At 40.4% G+C, this 18,824-nt stretch carries 16 protein-coding genes; 12 read left to right on the plus strand and 4 right to left on the minus strand.

Annotation, left to right across the window (positions count from 1 at the left end; translation table 11 throughout):
* Positions 1–100: 100 nt before the first annotated feature.
* Together DFO72_RS06240 and DFO72_RS06245 are read left to right on the plus strand one after the other, a co-directional pair.
* The gene (locus DFO72_RS06240) at positions 101–2,257 is read left to right on the plus strand and encodes a PAS domain S-box protein (protein WP_113881224.1); all 2,157 of its coding nucleotides are present in this window, start codon (positions 101–103) and stop codon (positions 2,255–2,257) included.
* 285 nt (positions 2,258–2,542) lie between these two features.
* The gene (locus DFO72_RS06245; protein ID WP_113880900.1) at positions 2,543–3,478 is read left to right on the plus strand and encodes a 3D domain-containing protein; all 936 of its coding nucleotides are present in this window, start codon (positions 2,543–2,545) and stop codon (positions 3,476–3,478) included.
* A gap of 39 nt (positions 3,479–3,517) precedes the next feature.
* Here the strand turns inward: DFO72_RS06245 and DFO72_RS06250 are convergent, their stop codons facing one another.
* Positions 3,518–4,555, minus strand: coding sequence for a hypothetical protein (locus tag DFO72_RS06250; RefSeq protein ID WP_113880899.1), 1,038 nt, complete (start codon positions 4,553–4,555; stop codon positions 3,518–3,520).
* 292 nt (positions 4,556–4,847) lie between these two features.
* Here DFO72_RS06250 and DFO72_RS06255 point away from each other — a divergent pair, with 292 nt between their 5' ends.
* A complete protein-coding gene (locus DFO72_RS06255) occupies positions 4,848–5,336 on the plus strand; it encodes a hypothetical protein (RefSeq protein ID WP_113880898.1) in 489 nt (162 codons plus the stop codon).
* Positions 5,337–5,386: 50 nt separating this feature from the next.
* Here DFO72_RS06255 and DFO72_RS06260 read toward each other — a convergent pair whose 3' ends face one another.
* Both DFO72_RS06260 and DFO72_RS06265 read right to left on the minus strand, forming a co-directional pair.
* On the minus strand, positions 5,387–6,289 hold the full coding sequence (locus DFO72_RS06260; protein WP_113880897.1) for an aldo/keto reductase: 903 nt from the start codon (positions 6,287–6,289) through the stop codon (positions 5,387–5,389).
* A gap of 150 nt (positions 6,290–6,439) precedes the next feature.
* Complete coding sequence (locus DFO72_RS06265) at positions 6,440–7,369, minus strand: 3'-5' exonuclease (RefSeq protein WP_113880896.1); 930 nt, start codon at positions 7,367–7,369, stop codon at positions 6,440–6,442.
* 243 nt (positions 7,370–7,612) lie between these two features.
* Between DFO72_RS06265 and DFO72_RS06270 the strand changes: the two genes are divergently transcribed.
* The 4 genes from DFO72_RS06270 (at position 7,613) to DFO72_RS06285 (ending at position 11,210) form a co-directional block, all read left to right on the plus strand.
* Positions 7,613–8,194 carry a TerD family protein gene (locus DFO72_RS06270; RefSeq protein WP_113880895.1) on the plus strand — a complete coding sequence of 194 codons (582 nt, stop codon included), beginning with the start codon at positions 7,613–7,615 and terminating at the stop codon, positions 8,192–8,194.
* Between the two features lie 117 nt (positions 8,195–8,311).
* Positions 8,312–8,890 carry a TerD family protein gene (locus DFO72_RS06275; RefSeq protein ID WP_113880894.1) on the plus strand — a complete coding sequence of 193 codons (579 nt, stop codon included), beginning with the start codon at positions 8,312–8,314 and terminating at the stop codon, positions 8,888–8,890.
* Positions 8,891–9,038: 148 nt separating this feature from the next.
* Positions 9,039–9,725 (plus strand): hypothetical protein, encoded by a 687-nt coding sequence (locus DFO72_RS06280; protein WP_113880893.1) that lies wholly within the window; start codon positions 9,039–9,041, stop codon positions 9,723–9,725.
* Positions 9,726–9,947: 222 nt separating this feature from the next.
* The gene (locus tag DFO72_RS06285; RefSeq protein WP_113880892.1) at positions 9,948–11,210 is read left to right on the plus strand and encodes a glycosyl hydrolase family 18 protein; all 1,263 of its coding nucleotides are present in this window, start codon (positions 9,948–9,950) and stop codon (positions 11,208–11,210) included.
* Positions 11,211–11,217: 7 nt separating this feature from the next.
* Here DFO72_RS06285 and DFO72_RS29335 read toward each other — a convergent pair whose 3' ends face one another.
* The gene (locus tag DFO72_RS29335; RefSeq protein ID WP_019379882.1) at positions 11,218–11,391 is read right to left on the minus strand and encodes a hypothetical protein; all 174 of its coding nucleotides are present in this window, start codon (positions 11,389–11,391) and stop codon (positions 11,218–11,220) included.
* A 177-nt stretch (positions 11,392–11,568) separates the two neighbouring features.
* Here DFO72_RS29335 and DFO72_RS06290 point away from each other — a divergent pair, with 177 nt between their 5' ends.
* The 5 genes from DFO72_RS06290 to DFO72_RS06310 all read left to right on the plus strand — a co-directional run bounded on the left by DFO72_RS06290 (position 11,569) and on the right by DFO72_RS06310 (position 18,539).
* Positions 11,569–13,806 (plus strand): DEAD/DEAH box helicase, encoded by a 2,238-nt coding sequence (locus DFO72_RS06290; RefSeq protein WP_113880891.1) that lies wholly within the window; start codon positions 11,569–11,571, stop codon positions 13,804–13,806.
* A 630-nt stretch (positions 13,807–14,436) separates the two neighbouring features.
* Positions 14,437–15,411 carry a ring-cleaving dioxygenase gene (locus tag DFO72_RS06295; RefSeq protein ID WP_113880890.1) on the plus strand — a complete coding sequence of 325 codons (975 nt, stop codon included), beginning with the start codon at positions 14,437–14,439 and terminating at the stop codon, positions 15,409–15,411.
* A 131-nt stretch (positions 15,412–15,542) separates the two neighbouring features.
* Positions 15,543–17,621, plus strand: coding sequence for a transglycosylase domain-containing protein (locus DFO72_RS06300; protein WP_113880889.1), 2,079 nt, complete (start codon positions 15,543–15,545; stop codon positions 17,619–17,621).
* A 177-nt stretch (positions 17,622–17,798) separates the two neighbouring features.
* Positions 17,799–17,993: a hypothetical protein gene (locus DFO72_RS06305; RefSeq protein WP_113880888.1), complete on the plus strand. Its 195-nt coding sequence runs from the start codon at positions 17,799–17,801 to the stop codon at positions 17,991–17,993.
* Between the two features lie 21 nt (positions 17,994–18,014).
* On the plus strand, positions 18,015–18,539 hold the full coding sequence (locus DFO72_RS06310; protein ID WP_113880887.1) for an HD domain-containing protein: 525 nt from the start codon (positions 18,015–18,017) through the stop codon (positions 18,537–18,539).
* Positions 18,540–18,824: the final 285 nt, after the last annotated feature.

Below are 18,824 nucleotides of genomic sequence, written 5' to 3' on the forward strand. Positions count from 1 at the left end.
TAATGAACTTCTGATTTTATTTCGCCGAGCCCCTTCCAAGGCTGCAATGATTCCATTACAATCATATTTAAAGTAATAATGAGGAGGCTAAATGCCTGCGATGACTGAAATAAGTGTATCTTTTAATCCAATATTAATATTTGTAGCGGTTTTACTGACCATTATGGCTTCCTATACAGCATTAGATTTATTTACATTGATTAAATCATCTGACAGAAACCAGAAATTCTTGTTCTTAGGCGGAACTTTTTCCCTTGGAATCGGGATTTGGATTATGAACTTTATTGGCATGGTCGCCATCAACATAAATGCTTCAGGAAGTTATAATATTCCGCTCACCTTATTGTCCATGATTTTTGGCATTTCGTTTACCGGTATGGCATTTAATACAGTAATCGAACGCGAGCTAAAGACAGGCAATCTAATTGCGCGAAGCTTCTTTTTAACTATGGCAGTCCTATCTACCCATGTAACAGGAATGTTTGCTGTGGGGATGAATGTGCAGTTTGGCCCTATCATATTTCTCATTTCAGCACTAATCATTTTTGTTTCTTTTTTATTTTCACTATGGATGCTCTTTTATTCGAAAAGTCTTTCGTACTCCAGACCTATCTGGATCAAGCCCTTAAGTGCACTCATTTTCACCGGGGCCATTGTGGAGGGTTATTTTCTGCTGATCAGATCGTCATCATTGTATTCAAAAGGCGAAATTAGCAAGGGAAGCTCGCCAGAAACTTCTCTAATTTATCTAGTATTTTTTGCAGGGATTCTTATCCTGGGGGGGCTCATTGCTTCAAGCACTTTAATCAGCAAGCGGCTTGAAGCAAGTGATACCCATTTACATGATATTAAGGCTGCACTTGATGAATCATCTATAGTGGCTATTACAGATCCAAAGGGCATTATCACTTATGTGAATGACAAATTTGTTGAGATATCTAAATATGAAGAACATGAACTGATTGGCAAAAATCACAATATCTTAAATTCGGGTTTTCATCCTCCGGAATTTTTTCAAAATCTATGGAAAACAATTAAATCAGGGGAAATATGGAAGGGGGAAATACGAAATAAAGCAAAAGACGGAAGCTTTTATTGGGTTGAAACTACAATTGTCCCCTTTCTCAATAAAAAGAATAAACCCTATCAGTATGTTTCCATCCGAACAGATATATCGGCATTGAAATCAGCTGAAGCCAGCCTTAAACATTCCCTGAAAGAGGTAAACGATGTTAAATTTGCGCTTAATCAGTCTTCCATTATTGCCTTTACAGATGAAAAAGGAACAATAACCAATGTAAATGAGAAGTTTTGTGAAATCTCCCAGTACAGCAGGGAAGAACTGATAGGACAGAATCACTCCATCTTAAATTCAGGACTTCATTCAAAAGAATTCTTTAAGAACCTATGGAAAGCAATTGCCCAGGGAGAAGTCTGGAAGGGGGAAATACGAAATAAAGCAAAAGACGGATCTTATTACTGGGTTCATACTACGATTGTGCCGTTCCTGAACGCAAACGGAAAACCTTATCAATACTTATCAATAAGAAACGATATAACAGAGAGGAAAAAAACTGAAGAAGTTTTGCATCAGCAGGATAAACTGGCAGCAGTGGGCCAGCTTGCTGCAGGGGTTGCCCATGAAATCCGCAATCCGCTCACAACCATGAAAGGATATACAGAATTCCTGCAGCTGGATGAGACACATGAAGAGCGGCAGGAGTACTTAAGCATCATTTTGGATGAAATTGACCGGGTAAATAATATAGTTGAAGATTTTATGGTTCTCGCTAAGCCGAAAGCCGCAGAACTGGAAGAAAGAGATATCATACCTATTATTAAAAATGTGGTTTCTTTTTTGGAATTTGAAGCCCGAAAAAGAGACGTGAAAATTGGTTTCGAATACCAACAGGATATCATTCAAATTGAATGTGACGAAAATCGGTTAAAACAAGTCTTTCTTAATTTTATCAAAAATGGAATTGAAGCGATGCCTGATGGAGGGGACATCACCGTTAGAGCTAGTATTATAAATAACCAGGTTCAAATTGCTATACAGGATACAGGGATAGGAATCCCGCAGGAAAAACTGAAAAAAATCGGAGAACCTTTTTTTACAACTAAAAAGAATGGAAACGGCTTAGGCCTGATGGTCAGCTTTAAAATTATCGAAAGCCATAACGGAAAAGTGTTTATCGAGAGTGAATTAAATAAAGGTACCACATTCAATATTGTTCTGCCTGCGAAATCTGCATAGCCAATCCCAAAAGAATTGGCTTTTATGTTAGAAATTAATTCCTGTCCTGTTTAATAATTGATTTTCCAATATATAGGAAAAACATCATAACATTGGAGAGATTCCCATGATATCAAGGAAAAACATGAATTTGGCTTAATTATGCCTTCACCTCTGAAATGTGTTTGTTATCGTTCTGTTATATGCGTAACGGGATTATTATCTGTTTGTTCTTTTTTAGTAAAGATTCCATGTTATTATTAACCCCGTTAGCTAAAAACAAGCTATACGGGAGGTTTTAACAACATGAAAAAATCAATTTTATCTTTTGTAGCTGCTGCGGCAATTACCGGAACAGCAGGTGCTAATGTACAAGCAGAAGAAGTGACAGTAAAAAAAGGCGATACTCTCTGGGATTTTTCCCAAACATATAATACACCAGTTGAGATGATAAAAGAATGGAATGGGTTGTCTTCTCATATCATTCATCCAGATGATGTACTTAATGTATATCCGGAAAAGAAATACATAGTATCAAAAGGCGATACACTTTGGGATATAGCAAGAGAACATAACGTCACAGCAGAGGCAATCAAAGAATGGAACAACTTAAGCTCTGATTTAATTCTGCCGGACAAGGAATTAATCCTTTATCCGAATGCTAAAGCTGTTAATGCAGCAGTTGCTGCGGTTAAGGCTTCTCCAGCAAAATCAGAAAAGCCTGCAGAGACAGTTTCAGCTCCTGTGCAAAATTCTGAACAGCCAGCAGCAAAAGAAACACAGCCGGCACCAGAAGCAAAACCAGCAAAGTCAAATCCAGAACCAGAGCCAGCCAAACCTGCGGCGGAAACAAAACCTGCACCTGAGCCAGTCAAGCCTGAAGCGGAAGCACAGCCTGCTGCCCAGGCTGAAGCAGAAACACCCGCGGAAACTGCAAATAATGAAACAGCTCAAAATGTGCTTAATATGGAAGCAACAGCCTATACAGCCGATTGTGAAGGATGCTCAGGAGTCACTGCTACAGGGATCAATTTAAAAGAGGATCCGAATCAAAAAGTAATCTCTGTGGATCCCAATGTGATACCACTGGGAACTAAAGTCCATGTTGAAGGTTATGGTAATGCTGTAGCGGGTGATACTGGAGGAGCCATTAAAGGCAACAAGATTGATATCTTCATGCCTTCTCAGGAAGACGCAATCAATTTCGGCAGAAAAACAGTTAAAGTTACGATTCTAGATTAATACTAGAAAGAAGGCACCTTTCCAGGTGCCTTCTTTTCTTTACTCTTTGTCATTATTTCCTCTTGCTTTTTCCTCCTGATGTACAAAGAAACTATGGACTGGTTTTGCCAGCTGTTTAAAGCTTTTTTCAAAGCGTTCAGAGAGGTGGGAGGCCCGCTCGTAAACAACCGACTTAAGATTGTCTAATTGCCTGCTGATTTTTTCTGTGATTGCTTCCTGCCGGTTTAAGCGTTCCATTATCGACTTACTGGCCTGTTCCTGTACACCAAGCTTCATGTTTAATTCTTCTTTCATTTGCTCCTGTGTAATTAATTTTTTCTCAGCTTCCTCTGAAAATGCTGCAAACTGCTGCTCTAAACGTTCCATAACCTTTTTATGATAAACTTCCTGTAAACTAAAGTTTTTATTTATTTCTTCTTTCATTTGCTCCTGTATTCCATAATTCTCTGCCTTTTCCTCCGAAAATGCAGAGAACTGCTGCTCTATACGTTCCATTACGGTATTATGAAATACTTCCTGTACATCAAGCTTCTTGCTTAATTCTGTTTTCATTTCTTCCTGGGCTTTAAAATTTGAAACAGCTTCCTCAGTAAAAGCGTCAAATTTATCAAACTTCCGGCAAAGTGCCTGAGTTGCCGCTTCCTGGAAAGATACTTGTTCAAGTATCTTCTGATTTACCGGCTCTTCATTTTCAAGAGTTTCCATAATTGCTTTATTTATTTCCTCCAATGCAGCCAGCCTTTTATTCAAAGTATCATTTTCCTTCTCGCGCTGGTTCATCATTTCCAGGAAACTTATCATATACGCATCCTGCTTTTCAAGCTTAGCTGTCAAATGCTCAATATGATTATTTTGTTTACCAGCTGCTTTTTTTACAAGTTTACTCATGTCGGAAAAGGAATCATCGAGCTGATTTTTCATATTTTCATATGTTTCGGAAATACGGGTATTAACAGTTTGCTGTTCTTTCAAAACTTCCTGGAGAAAGTTCAGACGATAAGTACCCTGATTGGAAACAGTGTCTGAATGGCTTAGGTAAAGCTTAGGGTTTCCATCCTCATTTGATTGTTTGGCCATAGGAACACTCCTCAGTTTTCACTTTTTTTAACAGCCTATGCCAGCCCTTTTTGAGAGGGATGGGCACTATCCTATAAAAGCCTAAACATTTCAAATTTGATACTGAAAGCATCGTTAGGATGATGCTCTGGATCATAGAAATTTCGTAAATCGTAATAAAAGTGTTGCAAAAAATTGAAAAAATAGGTAAATTATTAATTGTCAGTAAATTGGCAGGCAATGTCAAGGATCTGACTACTTAGGGAGTCAACCAAAACTACCTCTAAAACAAAAAGAAGGAGAGGACCATCACATGAAGAAATTATCTTTCTTGCTTTCTGCAGCTGTACTGACACTAATACTTGGAGCATGCTCAAACGAAGAGGCTTCTAAAGGGGAAGAAAAGGAAGAGTCCGCAGCTGAGACGACTGAGGCCGCCGATGAAGGGAAAGAAATGCGCTCCGCTCTGCTAAGCTATCAGGGAGAAGTGACAAAAGTAATTCGAAACACAGATGCAAACTTGACCGCTGAAGGTCAGGATCCAGCTGAAGCAGCTGCAGCTTTTGAAAAGGAAGCGAAAGCCGTGTCTGTACCAGAAGAATTAACAGACTACACTAAGGATATAGAGGCAGCGGTTGATAGCCTTTCTCAATACTATGCTAAAAAAGCTGAACTTGTAAAAGCAGGGTCCGAGGATATGGCGGAAGCAGAGCCATTTAAAGAGGAATATATCAATTCAATGACTAAAGTTTTTGAAGAAGTGGAACTATCTGCTCCTGCTTTCAACAGCGTTTTCCAATAAATGCGCAGCAAACAGCCCTATTTGATTTGGAATAGGGCTGTTTGTATATACTAGGGCACATCATGCCCCATTGAACTTTGAAGAATTTCAAACCACTGGTCCCTGTTAAGTTTGTAGGTTAATGAACCGGCTGCACGTTCAATTCTTTCAATCTTGCCGGAACCGACAATTGGCATGATTCGGGCAGGATGATTTAAGAGCCAGGCAAATAATACTTCATCAATATCACTTGCCCCGATTTCCTCTGCGACTTTTTGTAATGCTGCTTTGAGGCGTGCCGATTTTTCTTCAGTGCCGCTGAAAATTTTGCCTCCGGCCAATGGGGACCAGGCCATCGGAGCAATTCTTTTTTCCATGCACAGATTTAGTGTGCCATCCTCATAGTTCTCCAGATGATAGGCAGAAAGTTCAATTTGATTTGTAATCAGATCCAAATCAAGGTATGACTGAAGCATCGTAAATTGATGGCTTTTAAAATTGGAGACTCCAAAATGCCTTACCTTGCCGGCAGCCTTTAAACCTGAGAATGCCTCAGCAACTTCTTCCGGATCCATAAAAGGATCAGGACGATGAATGAGCAAGGTATCTATGTAATCTGTTTTCAGACTTTGCAAAGACTTCTCAACCGAAGCAATAATATGTTTTTTTCCGGTATTGTAATGATGGGATTTATGCTCAGGGCGGTTTGGTGACTGGAGTACAATCCCGCATTTCGTTACAATCTCCATTTTTCCGCGGAGCTCAGGCTTTTTCTCAAGAGCCCTTCCAAACAGGCTTTCACATGTATAGCTTCCATATATATCGGCATGATCAAATGTCGTTATTCCCAGTTCCAAACACCTTTCTATTAAGGTGATTAATTCTTCATCAGAAAATTTCCAGTCAGATAGTCTCCATAGACCATGTACGATTCTTGAAAACGACAGATCCTCTGCCATCTGCACTCTATCCATAAGTATCATCTCCTAATTTTTTTCGCACTGTTATTATCTCTGAAAATGCGAAGAATACCAAGCTAAACGTTCTTCAGCATTGCAAAGGCTGCTGGATCATTATAAATTGGAGACATAAAAATAAGAGGCAACTGTTTTGTCACCTCATTTTTATCCGCATATTTTCAGCAGCGGTTCAACCATTTGTTCATGCAGAATCATAATTTTTGATGTGTATGAACAATGATCTTTATAAGCTGTTTGAAGTTCCTGATAAAAAATGGTTAATTCCTGAACGTTGGAGATCAATTCTTCATCAAAAATGCCTGAACGGCTGAGAAGGATATTCTCATATTTTTCAACAAGCTTTTTAGTTTTCTTTATCAATTTCCAAGCATCTTTCATACGAAAAGCATCATTTAATTGGGAATAGAATTCTATCAAGTCTTTTTGGAAAATATTCTTAAGTTCCTTGTTGAGCCTTTCAATAGGAGGAAGTTCAGCTTCCTGAAATATAAACTGCTGCAGCATAATAAAATCGGTCTTTACATTTTGTTCTTCAAATGACTGATATATCCGTAAAGTATTAAAGGCGTCGTACATGGGATGATGGGGTTCTCCGATAAAAGAAAGCTCATAGAAAGACAATGCTTTTTCAACTGAAGCTGCAGTCCGTGAAGCTCTTTTTGTGAAAACAGCCTGAAAATCGACATATCTTTTGGTAATCTTATCGATTGTAGCTTGGGGGAGATTATGCCTTAAAGCATCGGCTTTTAATCTTAAGAGATCACTGGTCGACCAGGAATAGAATCTTGCTTTTTTAACTCCGCCGACCCAAAAGAGAAAATCTTTAAACACCTCAGAAAAGTCATCCGCTGTTTTTAAATCAGAGTCGGATATCCCCGTCAATTCTTTGCAGAATGGACTTAGCGGCGAGTCCTGCTGCGGACGAATGAACCTGTCAAATCCAGTAACCATACCTGTTTCAAGTTCAACTTTTACAGCACCGAGGCGAATGGCCTCCATATCTTCAAAAAGTATACCTTTTTTGCTGCATAGCATTTCAAAATCAAAGAAAATCAGCTGTTTTAGTTCGGCCATACGCCTTCTCCCCCTTTCTAATACCAGCTATCCAACAAGATATTATAAAGAATGACAGGCAAAAAGGGAAGGGACAGAATTATCCATCAGGATATTAGGCAGGAATGAAACTTTTTTCCCAGCACAATGGCAAATCGGTTTACGATTTCTTTTGAAACGTTTACACTTAAAGGGTACATAGTTTTTAGTCGCAAATATGCGATACCTCTCTTAAAATTATTGAACTTGAAAGGATGGATGAAGTTGGGTATTTCTTTATCGAAAGGGCAAAAAATTGATTTAACCAAAACTAACCCCGGGTTGTCTAAAGTAATAGTAGGACTCGGCTGGGATACAAATAAATATGATGGAGGCTTGGATTTCGACCTTGATGCCAGTGTGTTTTTATTAGATGCAAATGGCAAATGTGCCTCTGATAAAGATTTTATTTTCTACAACCAGCTTGAAGGCGGCGATGGGTCAGTCCTGCATACAGGTGATAACAGAACAGGTGAGGGCGATGGCGATGACGAGCAGGTAAAAGTTAACCTTAGTGCTGTTCCTGCCTCCATTGAGAAGATTTCTTTTGTCATTACGATCCATGATGGGGAAGGCCGCGGCCAAAACTTTGGCCAGGTTTCAAATGCATTTGCAAGAATCATTAATGAAGAAACAAATGAAGAATTAATCCGTTATGATTTAGGAGAAGATTTCTCCATTGAAACTGCCATTGTTGTAGGTGAATTATACCGTCATAATGGCGAATGGAAATTCTCTGCCGTTGGTTCAGGCTATCAGGGAGGACTTGCCCGTATTGCGACTGACTTCGGTTTGCAGGTAGGTTAACTACCATTATTGCCAGGCAGAGCAGCCGCTTTTCCCTGGCTTTCTCTTTAGGGTGTATTCCCCTCATATCGATGATCTGCCTAAAAAAAGGACCTGTGTTATGAAGGAGTGATTCTCTTGGGTATTCAATTATCAAAAGGTCAAAGAATTGATCTGACTAAAACAAATCCTGGCCTGACTAAAGCCATTATCGGGCTGGGCTGGGACACGAACAAATATAGCGGCGGTCATGACTTCGACCTTGACGCTTCTGCATTTCTTGCAGATGAAACCAGTAAATGTGTAAATGATCATGATTTTATTTTCTATAATAACCTGCAGCATCCAAGCGGAGCAGTTATACATACAGGAGACAACCGTACAGGTGAAGGAGACGGCGACGATGAGCAGCTTGTTGTCGACTTTACCAAAATACCTTTACATGTTCATCGTATTGGCATAACTGTTACTATTCATGATGCAGAATTAAGGCAGCAAAATTTCGGGCAGGTTTCCAATGCATTCGTAAGATTAGTGGATGAATCCAATAATCAGGAGCTGCTTCGTTTTGATCTTGGAGAAGATTTTTCAATTGAAACAGCAGTGGTTTTCTGTGAATTATACCGCCATGGGAATGACTGGAAGTTCAATGCCATTGGGAGCGGTTTCTCAGGCGGCTTGGCAGCTCTTTGCCGAAACTATGGATTGCAGGTTTAATTTTTCTTATGGCACCCAAATGGTTTGGGTGCCTATTTTGTTTGTCAAGTGAAACCTTCAGCCTATGCCAATGGGTATTAATCCCATACTTAAAAAATGGCGAATGGGCAAAATAGGTGTGAAAAACCTTGAGAGGAAGGGATGCAGTATGTCACTTGAATGGTTTGACAGGGTAAGCGGAGAATTGCAGGACCATCTTGAATCAATTTGCAGTAAATATGATCAGATTGGCCAATTGTCGATTGACCGGGGTGCCAAGCATCCCAGAATGGAGTTTTTTATTGAAACCAGTGATAATGATAGAGAGTATTTTTGCACTCTTTTCTTTGATCCGCATAATGAAGAGTTCTATGTAGAGGACTTTGATTTTGAGCTGGGACATACTTCTAAAACAATGCTTTTTGATATTGAAGACATCATCGATACAGTCCACGAAAGTCTTCACGATTACATGAATGGCGAAGATGAGGATCATTTTGCATTTGAAGATGATGAAGAAATATATGTTTCAGAAGAGGAAGATTTCGACATTGCTGAAGAATATGATTTTGGAGGCGAAGGTGATATCTTTGAAGAAGTAGATGTAGAGTGGGAAACTCCTGAAGTAACTGCCTTTTTCAAGGAAGACGAAGTGGAGGTATCCTATCAGTTTGGAGTGGTCCATGAAACCGGTGATGGAGTTCTCCGCAGGATTAATCGCATTTGGACAGATGACGAAGAAATGATCAAAGATGAAGATCACTTTATCTTCAGCAAAGAAGAGGCAAGCACAATCATTGCCATGATTGCCAGCCACATGGATTCCCTGAGCGGGCATGAAGCTGATTATCAGTAATAATTCAAAGTGAAATGAGAAAGTGGCTATCAAGAATTCTTGAAGCCGCTTTTTTGTGCATCAGCAGAAAAAGAAATAACTCGTTCACACAGCATACAGCACCGAATCACCCCTCGAATAACAACCTTTTAAAATTTTACATTTGGCCGCATTTCTCTGTTGGTACTATTCAGGCTTGACTCCCCCATAAACTGATTAAAAGCAGGTGAAAAGAGGTGCATTATGGGGATTCATATCGTACAGGCAGGCGATAGCCTTTGGGCCATTTCTCAAAAGTATAAGGTTCCTATCCAGGATATAAGAACGGCTAATGGCCTTGAGAATGGACCTGGCATCATTCCTGGTTTAGCGCTATACATTCCGGAAAGCGGACCTGTTATCAGGTCTTATCTGGTAAAGCCCGGAGATACATTATGGAGCATTTCCCAGCTTTATCAAACTACAATTAATCTCATCCTGTCAGCAAACCCGGAGATAAGGCCGGAGGGGCTATATATCGGACAGAAGATAAATATTCCTTCACCAAGCAGATTAGTCATGGAAACATTAGGGTTCATAGTTCCGTATTCTCCTGATACTTTTTTACCCCCTTTCAGGGAAACAGCAAAGTACTTAACCTACATTGCCATTTCTGCCTATTCTTTAACAAGGGAAGGTTACGCATATATTGAACTTGACGATACAGCCATATTGGCAGAAAGCCGCCGTCTGAATGTCGTTCCACTGCTGATGATCAGAAACCTTGCACAAGGTGAATTTAATGCAGAATTGATTGGCGGGGTGCTTGAGAGTCCTGCAAATAGGAGGAACTTAATCTTAAGCCTAATGAATTTTGTCGCTCAAAAAGGATATGGGGGCATCAGCCTGGATTTTGAATTTATCCCGCCGCCAAGGCGCCAGGATTTCAATTCATTCATTAGAGAATTAAAAAATGCCTTAGGGCCAAAAATTCTTCATGTCAATGTACATGCTAAGACAGAAGATCTCCCGGCAAACCGGATAATAGGGGCATATGATTATAAAGCAATTGGGGAGGGGGCCGATATTGTTGCAGTCATGACCATGGACTATGGTTATCCCACTGGTCCTCCTAATCCCGTCGCTCCACTATGGTGGGTTGAAGAGGTCATTAAATATTCGATCACCCAGATTGACCCGAAAAAACTGCAAATAGCTTTGCCGTTATATGGATATGACTGGAGAACAGCGGATAATCTAACCCGCTCATTTTCCATGCAAGCCATTCAGAATTTAGCTTTAAGCAGAGGAGCAGTCATTCAATTCGATGCTTATGCGGCATCCCCATGGTTCCGATATTGGAACGGAGAAGAAGAACATGTGGTTTGGTTTGAAGATATCCGCAGCATTACAGAGAAATATAAATTAATTGACCAGTATAATCTTTTAGGAATGACATACTGGCAATTAAGCTTGCGTTTTCCGCAGAACTGGGCATTTGCGGATAAAAACTTTACAATTCTATAGCCCTTTTCTAAAGAAGCTCTTTCATTTCTTCTTCAAAATAGAACATTTTTGGTTTTTCTTTTATTGTATATGTGTATTTCTTCATTTTCGCCACATAACAGGTTTTGTTGATCGTAACTTTCTCTCCCGTGTCAATCAGAATAACAATATCATTATGCTCAAACTTATTTCTGCGCTTCACACTGATCCCTCTTTCTTTACACATATAAAGTGTTATTAACACATTATCTCATACTTCTGTGGAATTAACCCTATTGATCTTAATGGAATTATTCAGGTTCCATTATTTTTTGCATATCCGCAAGTAAATGATATATTAGTCTAATTGAATACCATAGTGAACAAAGGAAGATACAAAATGACATCAACACTTGGCTTAATAAGAGACTGGCAAAAAGCCATCCAGGCTGAGATCTTACATTTAAAAAAATATGGGAGCTCCCGCTATTTAATGTTAAATGGGCAGCTGCTTTCAAAAACAGATGCATATACCTATTTTTTTGATACACCTTCTTCCATTAAAATTCCCACTGGATCCTCCATAAAAATCGAATGGGGAAGAAAGAGAGTGGAAGGAAGAGTCCTTTCTGCGGAAGGAAATAATGTCATAGTGGCATTAGAAGAGGATATTGGAATCGAACTATCGGAAGCTTATTTGCTTCATGATCCCTGGGAGCTATTGGATCAGCTTTTTCAGCGCTTAGAGGACATAAAAGAAAGTAAAAGAAAAAGAAATAGAATAAAAAAATTGATGGATCCTTCCATGCCACCTCAACACCCTGCCGATAAGGTAAAGACTGGTGCCCATGAATTGATTTTGCGTTCTAAGTACAATCCAGTCACTTATGTCTGGGGACCCCCAGGCACAGGGAAAACCTATACACTGGCACGTGTGGCCGCCAACAAATATTTTAAAGGACAAAGTGTTCTTATTCTGGCCCACTCAAATCAAGCAATAGATGTCCTTATGGCAGAGATTTCATCCTTTGCATCATGCAAACGAAAAATTCCTGATGGGGATCTCCTTCGTTACGGGTCACAAATCGGTCCAGCACTATTCGATCATCTTTCATTAACAGCCGAATATCTTTTAAATAAGCAGTATACAAATCTCTCGGAGCAAAAAGCTGCCCTATTTGAGGAACGCCGCCTGCTTAAACAGGATTTATCCCGATCCTTCAGCAAGAGAGATTCCGATCATCTTATTGAAATAGAAAAGAAGCTATCTGGAGTAATCGAAAAGATCAGGCAAAAAGAAATAGAATTTGTAAAAAATGCTTCTATTATTGGCACAACACTGGCAAAAGCTGCAAGTGATCCGTCAATTTACGGGAAAAATTTTGATTTAGTCATCATCGATGAAGCCAGCATGGCTTATGTTCCACAAGCTGCCTTTGCAGCTTCACTTGGCAAAAGAGTCATCATTTGCGGTGATTTTAAGCAGCTTCCTCCTATTGCTGCCTCAAGACATAAATTGTCGGAAAAATGGCTAAGAGAAGATATCTTTCATCACTCTGGCGTGTCAGACGCAGTCAAGGATGGACACTTGCATCCGCATCTTTTTCTATTAAAAGAGCAGCGCCGTATGCACCCGGACATTTCAGCATTTTCGAATAAACATATCTATCATTCACTTGTTGGTGACCATCCGGATGTTCTGGCTGCAAGATCTGATATCGCTGCCTGTACGCCTTTTCCCGGCAGAGCTTCGATCCTGCTCAATACAGCCGGATCTGGTGAATATGGCATGAAAGATGGCAGCTCAAATTCAAGAATCAATTTATGGGATCTTTTGCTGGGATTTCAGCTAATACATGAAGCATATACAGGAGGAAGCAGGTCCATAGGCTATGTCACTCCGTATCGGGCACAGGCATTATTAATGGAACAGCTTCTGGGTGAGCTATATGAGCAGGAAAGATCTGCAGCTGATATTATTGCTGCAACAGTTCACCGTTTTCAGGGAAGTGAACGGGATGTCATGATTTTTGACTCTGTCGATGCTCAGCCCCATGACAGAGCTGGAATGCTATTAATCGGGAAAGAAAGCGAAAGATTATTGAATGTTGCCATAACTAGAACCAAGGGAAAATTTATTCATATTTCAGATTTGGAATTTTTACACAATAACGTATTTAAAAACAAAACATGGCGGAAGCTGGCAGAACACCAGCTGCACAATGGACAGGCCATTCATCCTGATCAGATTGGCAGATGGATCAAAAATCAGCATCCAAGCCTACAATGGCTGCATGCAAGAAAGCTGGAAAATGTGTTTGAGGATATTTCTAAAGCTAAAAAGGAGATTATTCTCTCCCTGCCTGTTGGCAAGGAACTGGGGAATGAATGGGGAAAGGCACTTTCAGGGAGGCCTTCGCAAACGAAACTTACCATGCTTGCCAAGCATTCAATCCCTTTCGCTGCACCGGATGAAATTTTGCCAAGCGGCTTTCCGTTTCCCTGCATCATAATTGACGGACATATTTTGTGGCTGGGCATTCCTGCAGAGGCCCATAAAAACGCACGGCCCCCATATGTAGCAGCAAGGCTTCAGTCAGCGGCTGCATGCTCGTATCTTACATCTCAATTAAAATAAGAAAAGCGCAAGCGCCATGCTTACAAAGGAACATAGACTAAGAACGCCACTTCCTTTGGCAACGTCTGCATGGCCCCTATCCTGGGGGCCTCAAGCACAAGACGAGCCTCCCGGAAAGGCGTTCTTTGCCTTTTTGGGAAGATTGCCCGAAATGTGGAGGCGACTGCCCAGGGATGACAGGCAAAAGACAGTTCCAGTAAGAAGGCGTTTTTCCTTCTGAAAGGAAACGGCTTAGACCTGAGAGTCCCTAGGAGCCACAACTAGACGAGCTTGTGACCTCGAAAGAGCAGGCGCTCCTCCTAAAAGCTAACGCTTTTAGTCGTGGGATGCTGTCGTTAAGTATTCCTTGTGAAGCCGGACAGTTATTAACTCCAGAATTTATACATTCTTATCCATTAAAAAAGACGCCCCAGAGAGGCGTCTTTTTATACGTATTGCGGCGACCCGACTGCACTCCACATAGTGCATTGCCAGTTAGGCTTGTCTGTCGTCTTATGCAATTAGCTCATCGCTTTATTAATATAGCATTATTATATAAAAGAAACAAGAGTTTTTTGTGCTCTTCCGTTGCATTCCTTTCATTGTTCAATCAAAATATACCTAAAATACATTGATTAGGGTTGTGATTATATGAATATGAAACCATTAAAAGGTCAGCATCATGTCTCTGCCATAACAGCCAATGCTCAGAAGAACTACGAATTTTACACCAGAATCCTTGGTATGCGGCTTGTTAAGAAGACAGTAAACCAGGATGATACCACGATGTATCATTTATTTTATGCAGATGAAAGGGGTAACCCTGGAACTGACCTAACGTTTTTTGAAATCAAAAATGCTGGCCGCACTTACAGGGGGACGGACAGTATAACTTGTACATTTCTGCGTGTGCCATCTGATGAATCGCTTCTTTATTGGAAAAAGAGACTGGCAGAACAAGATGTTTTGCATGAAGAAATAAGAGAAGCAAACGGAAAGAAGATGCTGTTCTTTGAAGATTTCGAAGGGCAGCGATTGGCCCTGGTTTCCGATCAAAATAATAAAGGGGTAAAAGGCGGGAGGCCATGGGATAGAGCTGCAGTGCCACCAAGCCATGGAATAATCGGGCTTGGACCCGTAATGCTCACCGTCTCCGACCTCGGATCCACCGCAAATCTGCTTACAGAAGGAATGCAATATCGAAGAAGAGGAGAATATTCTTTGGATGAAGATACTGTAGTTGTATTTGAAACCGGTGAAGGAGGAAACGGGGCAGAAATCCATATTAAAGAACGCCATGACTTGCCAAAGCAGCGTCCAGGCCGGGGAAGTGTCCACCATGTTGCTTTTCGGGTGGAAAATGAAGATGAATTAAGAAAATGGGTACGAAAACTGAAAGAATTGCGGATTGCCAGCTCTGGTTTTGTAGAGAGGTATTATTTCAAATCTTTATATTTCCGGGAACCGAACGGCATTCTTTTTGAACTGGCAACAGACGGACCTGGATTTGAGGCAGATGAACCTTTCGAGCAATTGGGAGAAAAGCTGGCACTTCCTCCATATATTGAAGACAGGCGGGAGGAAATCGAGGCAAAGATAAAGCCTCTGGACACGACAAATGAATAGAATAGTGTTTAGGGATGAACAAAAGTGTTCGTCCCTTACTTTTGAAATTGAAACTTTTTATGAAGTTTGTTCGTTTAATATATAATAAGGAGATATAATAATGGAACTTAATGAATAGAGAAGGAGTCATCATGGAAAAATTTCAGCGTTTCAAGGAAGCTTTTGCTGGGTTTTGGCGAAAAAAACACCTGACACAAATTCTGCTTCTTTTAACACTAACTATAGTACTTTTAACCATTCTATTTTTTGCGTTTCTGGCAGCTACAGCAAACGTGGAAACCTTAAAAGAAGGTTTAAGGCAGTCAACCGTTATTTACGATAAAGATGGTGATGCTGCTGCAGGACTTGCGGAGAATAGGGCAGAGGGTGCAAAAATTGAAGAATTGCCTGAACATGTGGGCAATGCCGTTATTGCGATTGAAGATGAACGCTTTTATAAGCATAACGGTTTCGATATCAAAGGCATTGCCAGAGCCTTTTTTGGCAATTTATTTGCAGGCAGCATAACCGGGGGAGGAAGTACGATTACTCAGCAGCTTGCCAAAAATGCATTGCTCTCCCCTGAACAGACGTATAAGCGAAAAGCTGAAGAGCTGTTTCTGGCCGTAGAAATCGAAAAAAATTATAAAAAAGATGAAATCCTGCAAATGTATTTAAATCAGGTATACTTCGGAAGCGGTTCATGGGGAATTGAACAGGCATCCAATAAATATTTCAGCAAAACCCCAAAGGAACTGAGCATAAGCGAAAGTGCACTGCTTGCAGGGCTTCTCCAATCGCCTTCTGCTCTCGATCCTTACAATCATTATGAACGGGCGATGAAAAGAAGAAATGTTGTTCTTGGAAAGATGAAAGAGCATAAAATGATTTCAGCCGAAGAGTATGAGAACGCTGTAAATGAGAAGAACCAATTAAAGGAAGGAACACGAAGCAAGCAAGAAAGAAAATACCCCTACTATGTTGATGCCGTACTGGATGAAGCTATAAATAAGTATGGATTAACTCAGGAGGAGATTTTTACAAGAGGATACAAAATATATACGGAAATGGATCAAAATCTGCAATCAAGCCTGGAAAATGTTTATGAAAAGGACTCAATCTTCCCTCCAGGGATGAACGGAGAAATCGTCCAGAGTGGTGCTGTCCTTCTTGATCCTGCTTCAGGGGGTGTCAGAGGGCTTGTTGGAGGCAGAGGTGAACATGTGTTCAGAGGATTCAACAGGGCCACACACATTAAAGCCCAGCCTGGATCAACACTTAAGCCATTAGCTGTTTACACACCCGCACTAGAAGAAGGCTACTCACCAACATCCATGCTAAAAGATGAAAAAGTGACATATGGAGATTACACTCCAGCTAATGCTTCCGGACAATATGCTGGCGAAGTGTCCATGTATAAAGCTGTGGAAGACTCTATCAATGTTCCAGCCGTTTGGCTTCTTAATGAAATTGGACTTGATAAAGGTCTGGATGCGCTTGAGAGGTTCGGCATACCGCTTGAAAAAGAAGATGAATATTTAGGGATTGCCTTAGGCGGAATGAGGAAAGGGGTCTCACCCTTAAAGATGGCAGAAGCATATGCGGCATTTCCAAATGGCGGAAAGCGGCAAGATGCCCATTTAATTACGAAGATAGTAGGCCCAACAGGCAGCATCATTGCCGAACGCGACAAAGAAACAGTTAAGGTTACGACGAAAACGGTATCGAATCAAATGACTTCCATGCTGCTGAATGTGGTGGAGACGGGCACTGGAAGCGCAACAAAAATAGAAGGAGTTCAAATTGCCGGAAAAACTGGATCAACCCAGCTCCCTTATAAGGACATTAACGGAACGAAAGATCAGTGGTTTGTTGGCTATACTCCGAATTTGGTTGGCGCCGTTTGGCTGGGGTATGACCAGACTGACAGGGAACATTACCTGTCAAAAAGCAGCTCTGAAACAGCTGTACCTGTTTTTAGAGCGATTATGGAATCAAGCCTGCCATATATGCAGGAAGAGGAATTTACTACTAAATCGGTAAATGAAAAGCTGGAAAAAACGGAATTAACAGAAGAAATTGGACAAACCATTAAAGAACAGACAGAAAAATTTGAAGGCAAATTGAGGGAAGATCTTCCCATGTGGAAGGAAAAATTGAGAGAAGGCAAGCAGGAACTTGAGGAATTCAGCAGATTCCTCAAGGAGAAATGGGATCAATTCAGCAATTAAAAGGAATGAGAGAATGGAAAAAAATAACCATTCTCTTTTTTTTGCCTCAGGTAAACTTTATACTGGAATAATTCAGCAAAACAGTGTAATCTAAATATTTATAGCACACACTAACAAAACGACAGCATGCGCTAGCGAATTGCTAGCTCTGAGATATTAATGGCTAGGAGGATTCAAATGAGTGGAGAAACCCGTATTCAGCTTAACGTCCGCATAACAAAAGAGACTTCAAATATGCTCGATGAAATTGTTGATTATTATCAGGAAAACACGAAACTCGGCAGGATTTATAAAGGTGATGTTTTAACAGATATTATTGAAAAATCATACGAAGTAATGAATAAGCAAAAAAAGCTCAATAAGAAATTTTAATCCTGATTGGAGGGGGATTACATGAGAGATGTAAAACTAACCGACATATATCAGCATCGGATCGCACAGAAATATATTACACGCTCCGGCATCGCTCATGCTATTGCAGTTGCCTACCATGCTTTCCAGCTCGCACATGAATCCGGAGAGGATGTTGATTCCGCAGCTAAAGCAGGTTTCATGCATGACATCGGCCATTATACCTGGTATAAAAATGGAAAGTGGGATTACGACCTTTACCGGCTGAATGACATTCATGCCATTAAAGGTGCTGAGCGGGCACACAAACTCCTGATCAGGCTTGGAGAAAACCCGATTAAAGCAAAAGAAGTAGCCTTAGCTATCCTATTTCACACGGATTCATTTCTGCCTGGCGGTGAGGTTGTAAGAACTCCCCTGCAATCCATAGTCAAATTGTCAGATGAAAAAGATGAAGAACCTGGAGGAGCGCATCATTATCGTGAACTTGATTTTGAGCGGGCCATGAAAAGCCTCGAAATACTCGATAATAAGATTGATGATTATCTTAAGAAAAAAGAAGAATAACCTAAATTTCTGTCATGTTATGCGCTTCCCCAGGAAATCCGTTACTTATAAACTGCTATTTTTTGAAGGGAAGCGCCTATTTCATGAAGAAATATAATGTATGGAAATGATCCGATTATCAATATTATGATGACCAGGGATGGTGTTGCGGCAGTGAGGGCAAGGACTCGAAGACAACAGTCATTTAATGTGGAAGAAGTCAAATTTAAATTAACAACTGTATTTCTGCATCTCTCATTTTATGCATTTATCATATTTATCCTTCTATTATTTTTGGAGTTATTT

Source organism: Cytobacillus oceanisediminis (assembly GCF_004366035.1).
GTDB lineage: Bacteria > Bacillota > Bacilli > Bacillales > Cytobacillaceae > Cytobacillus > Cytobacillus oceanisediminis_C.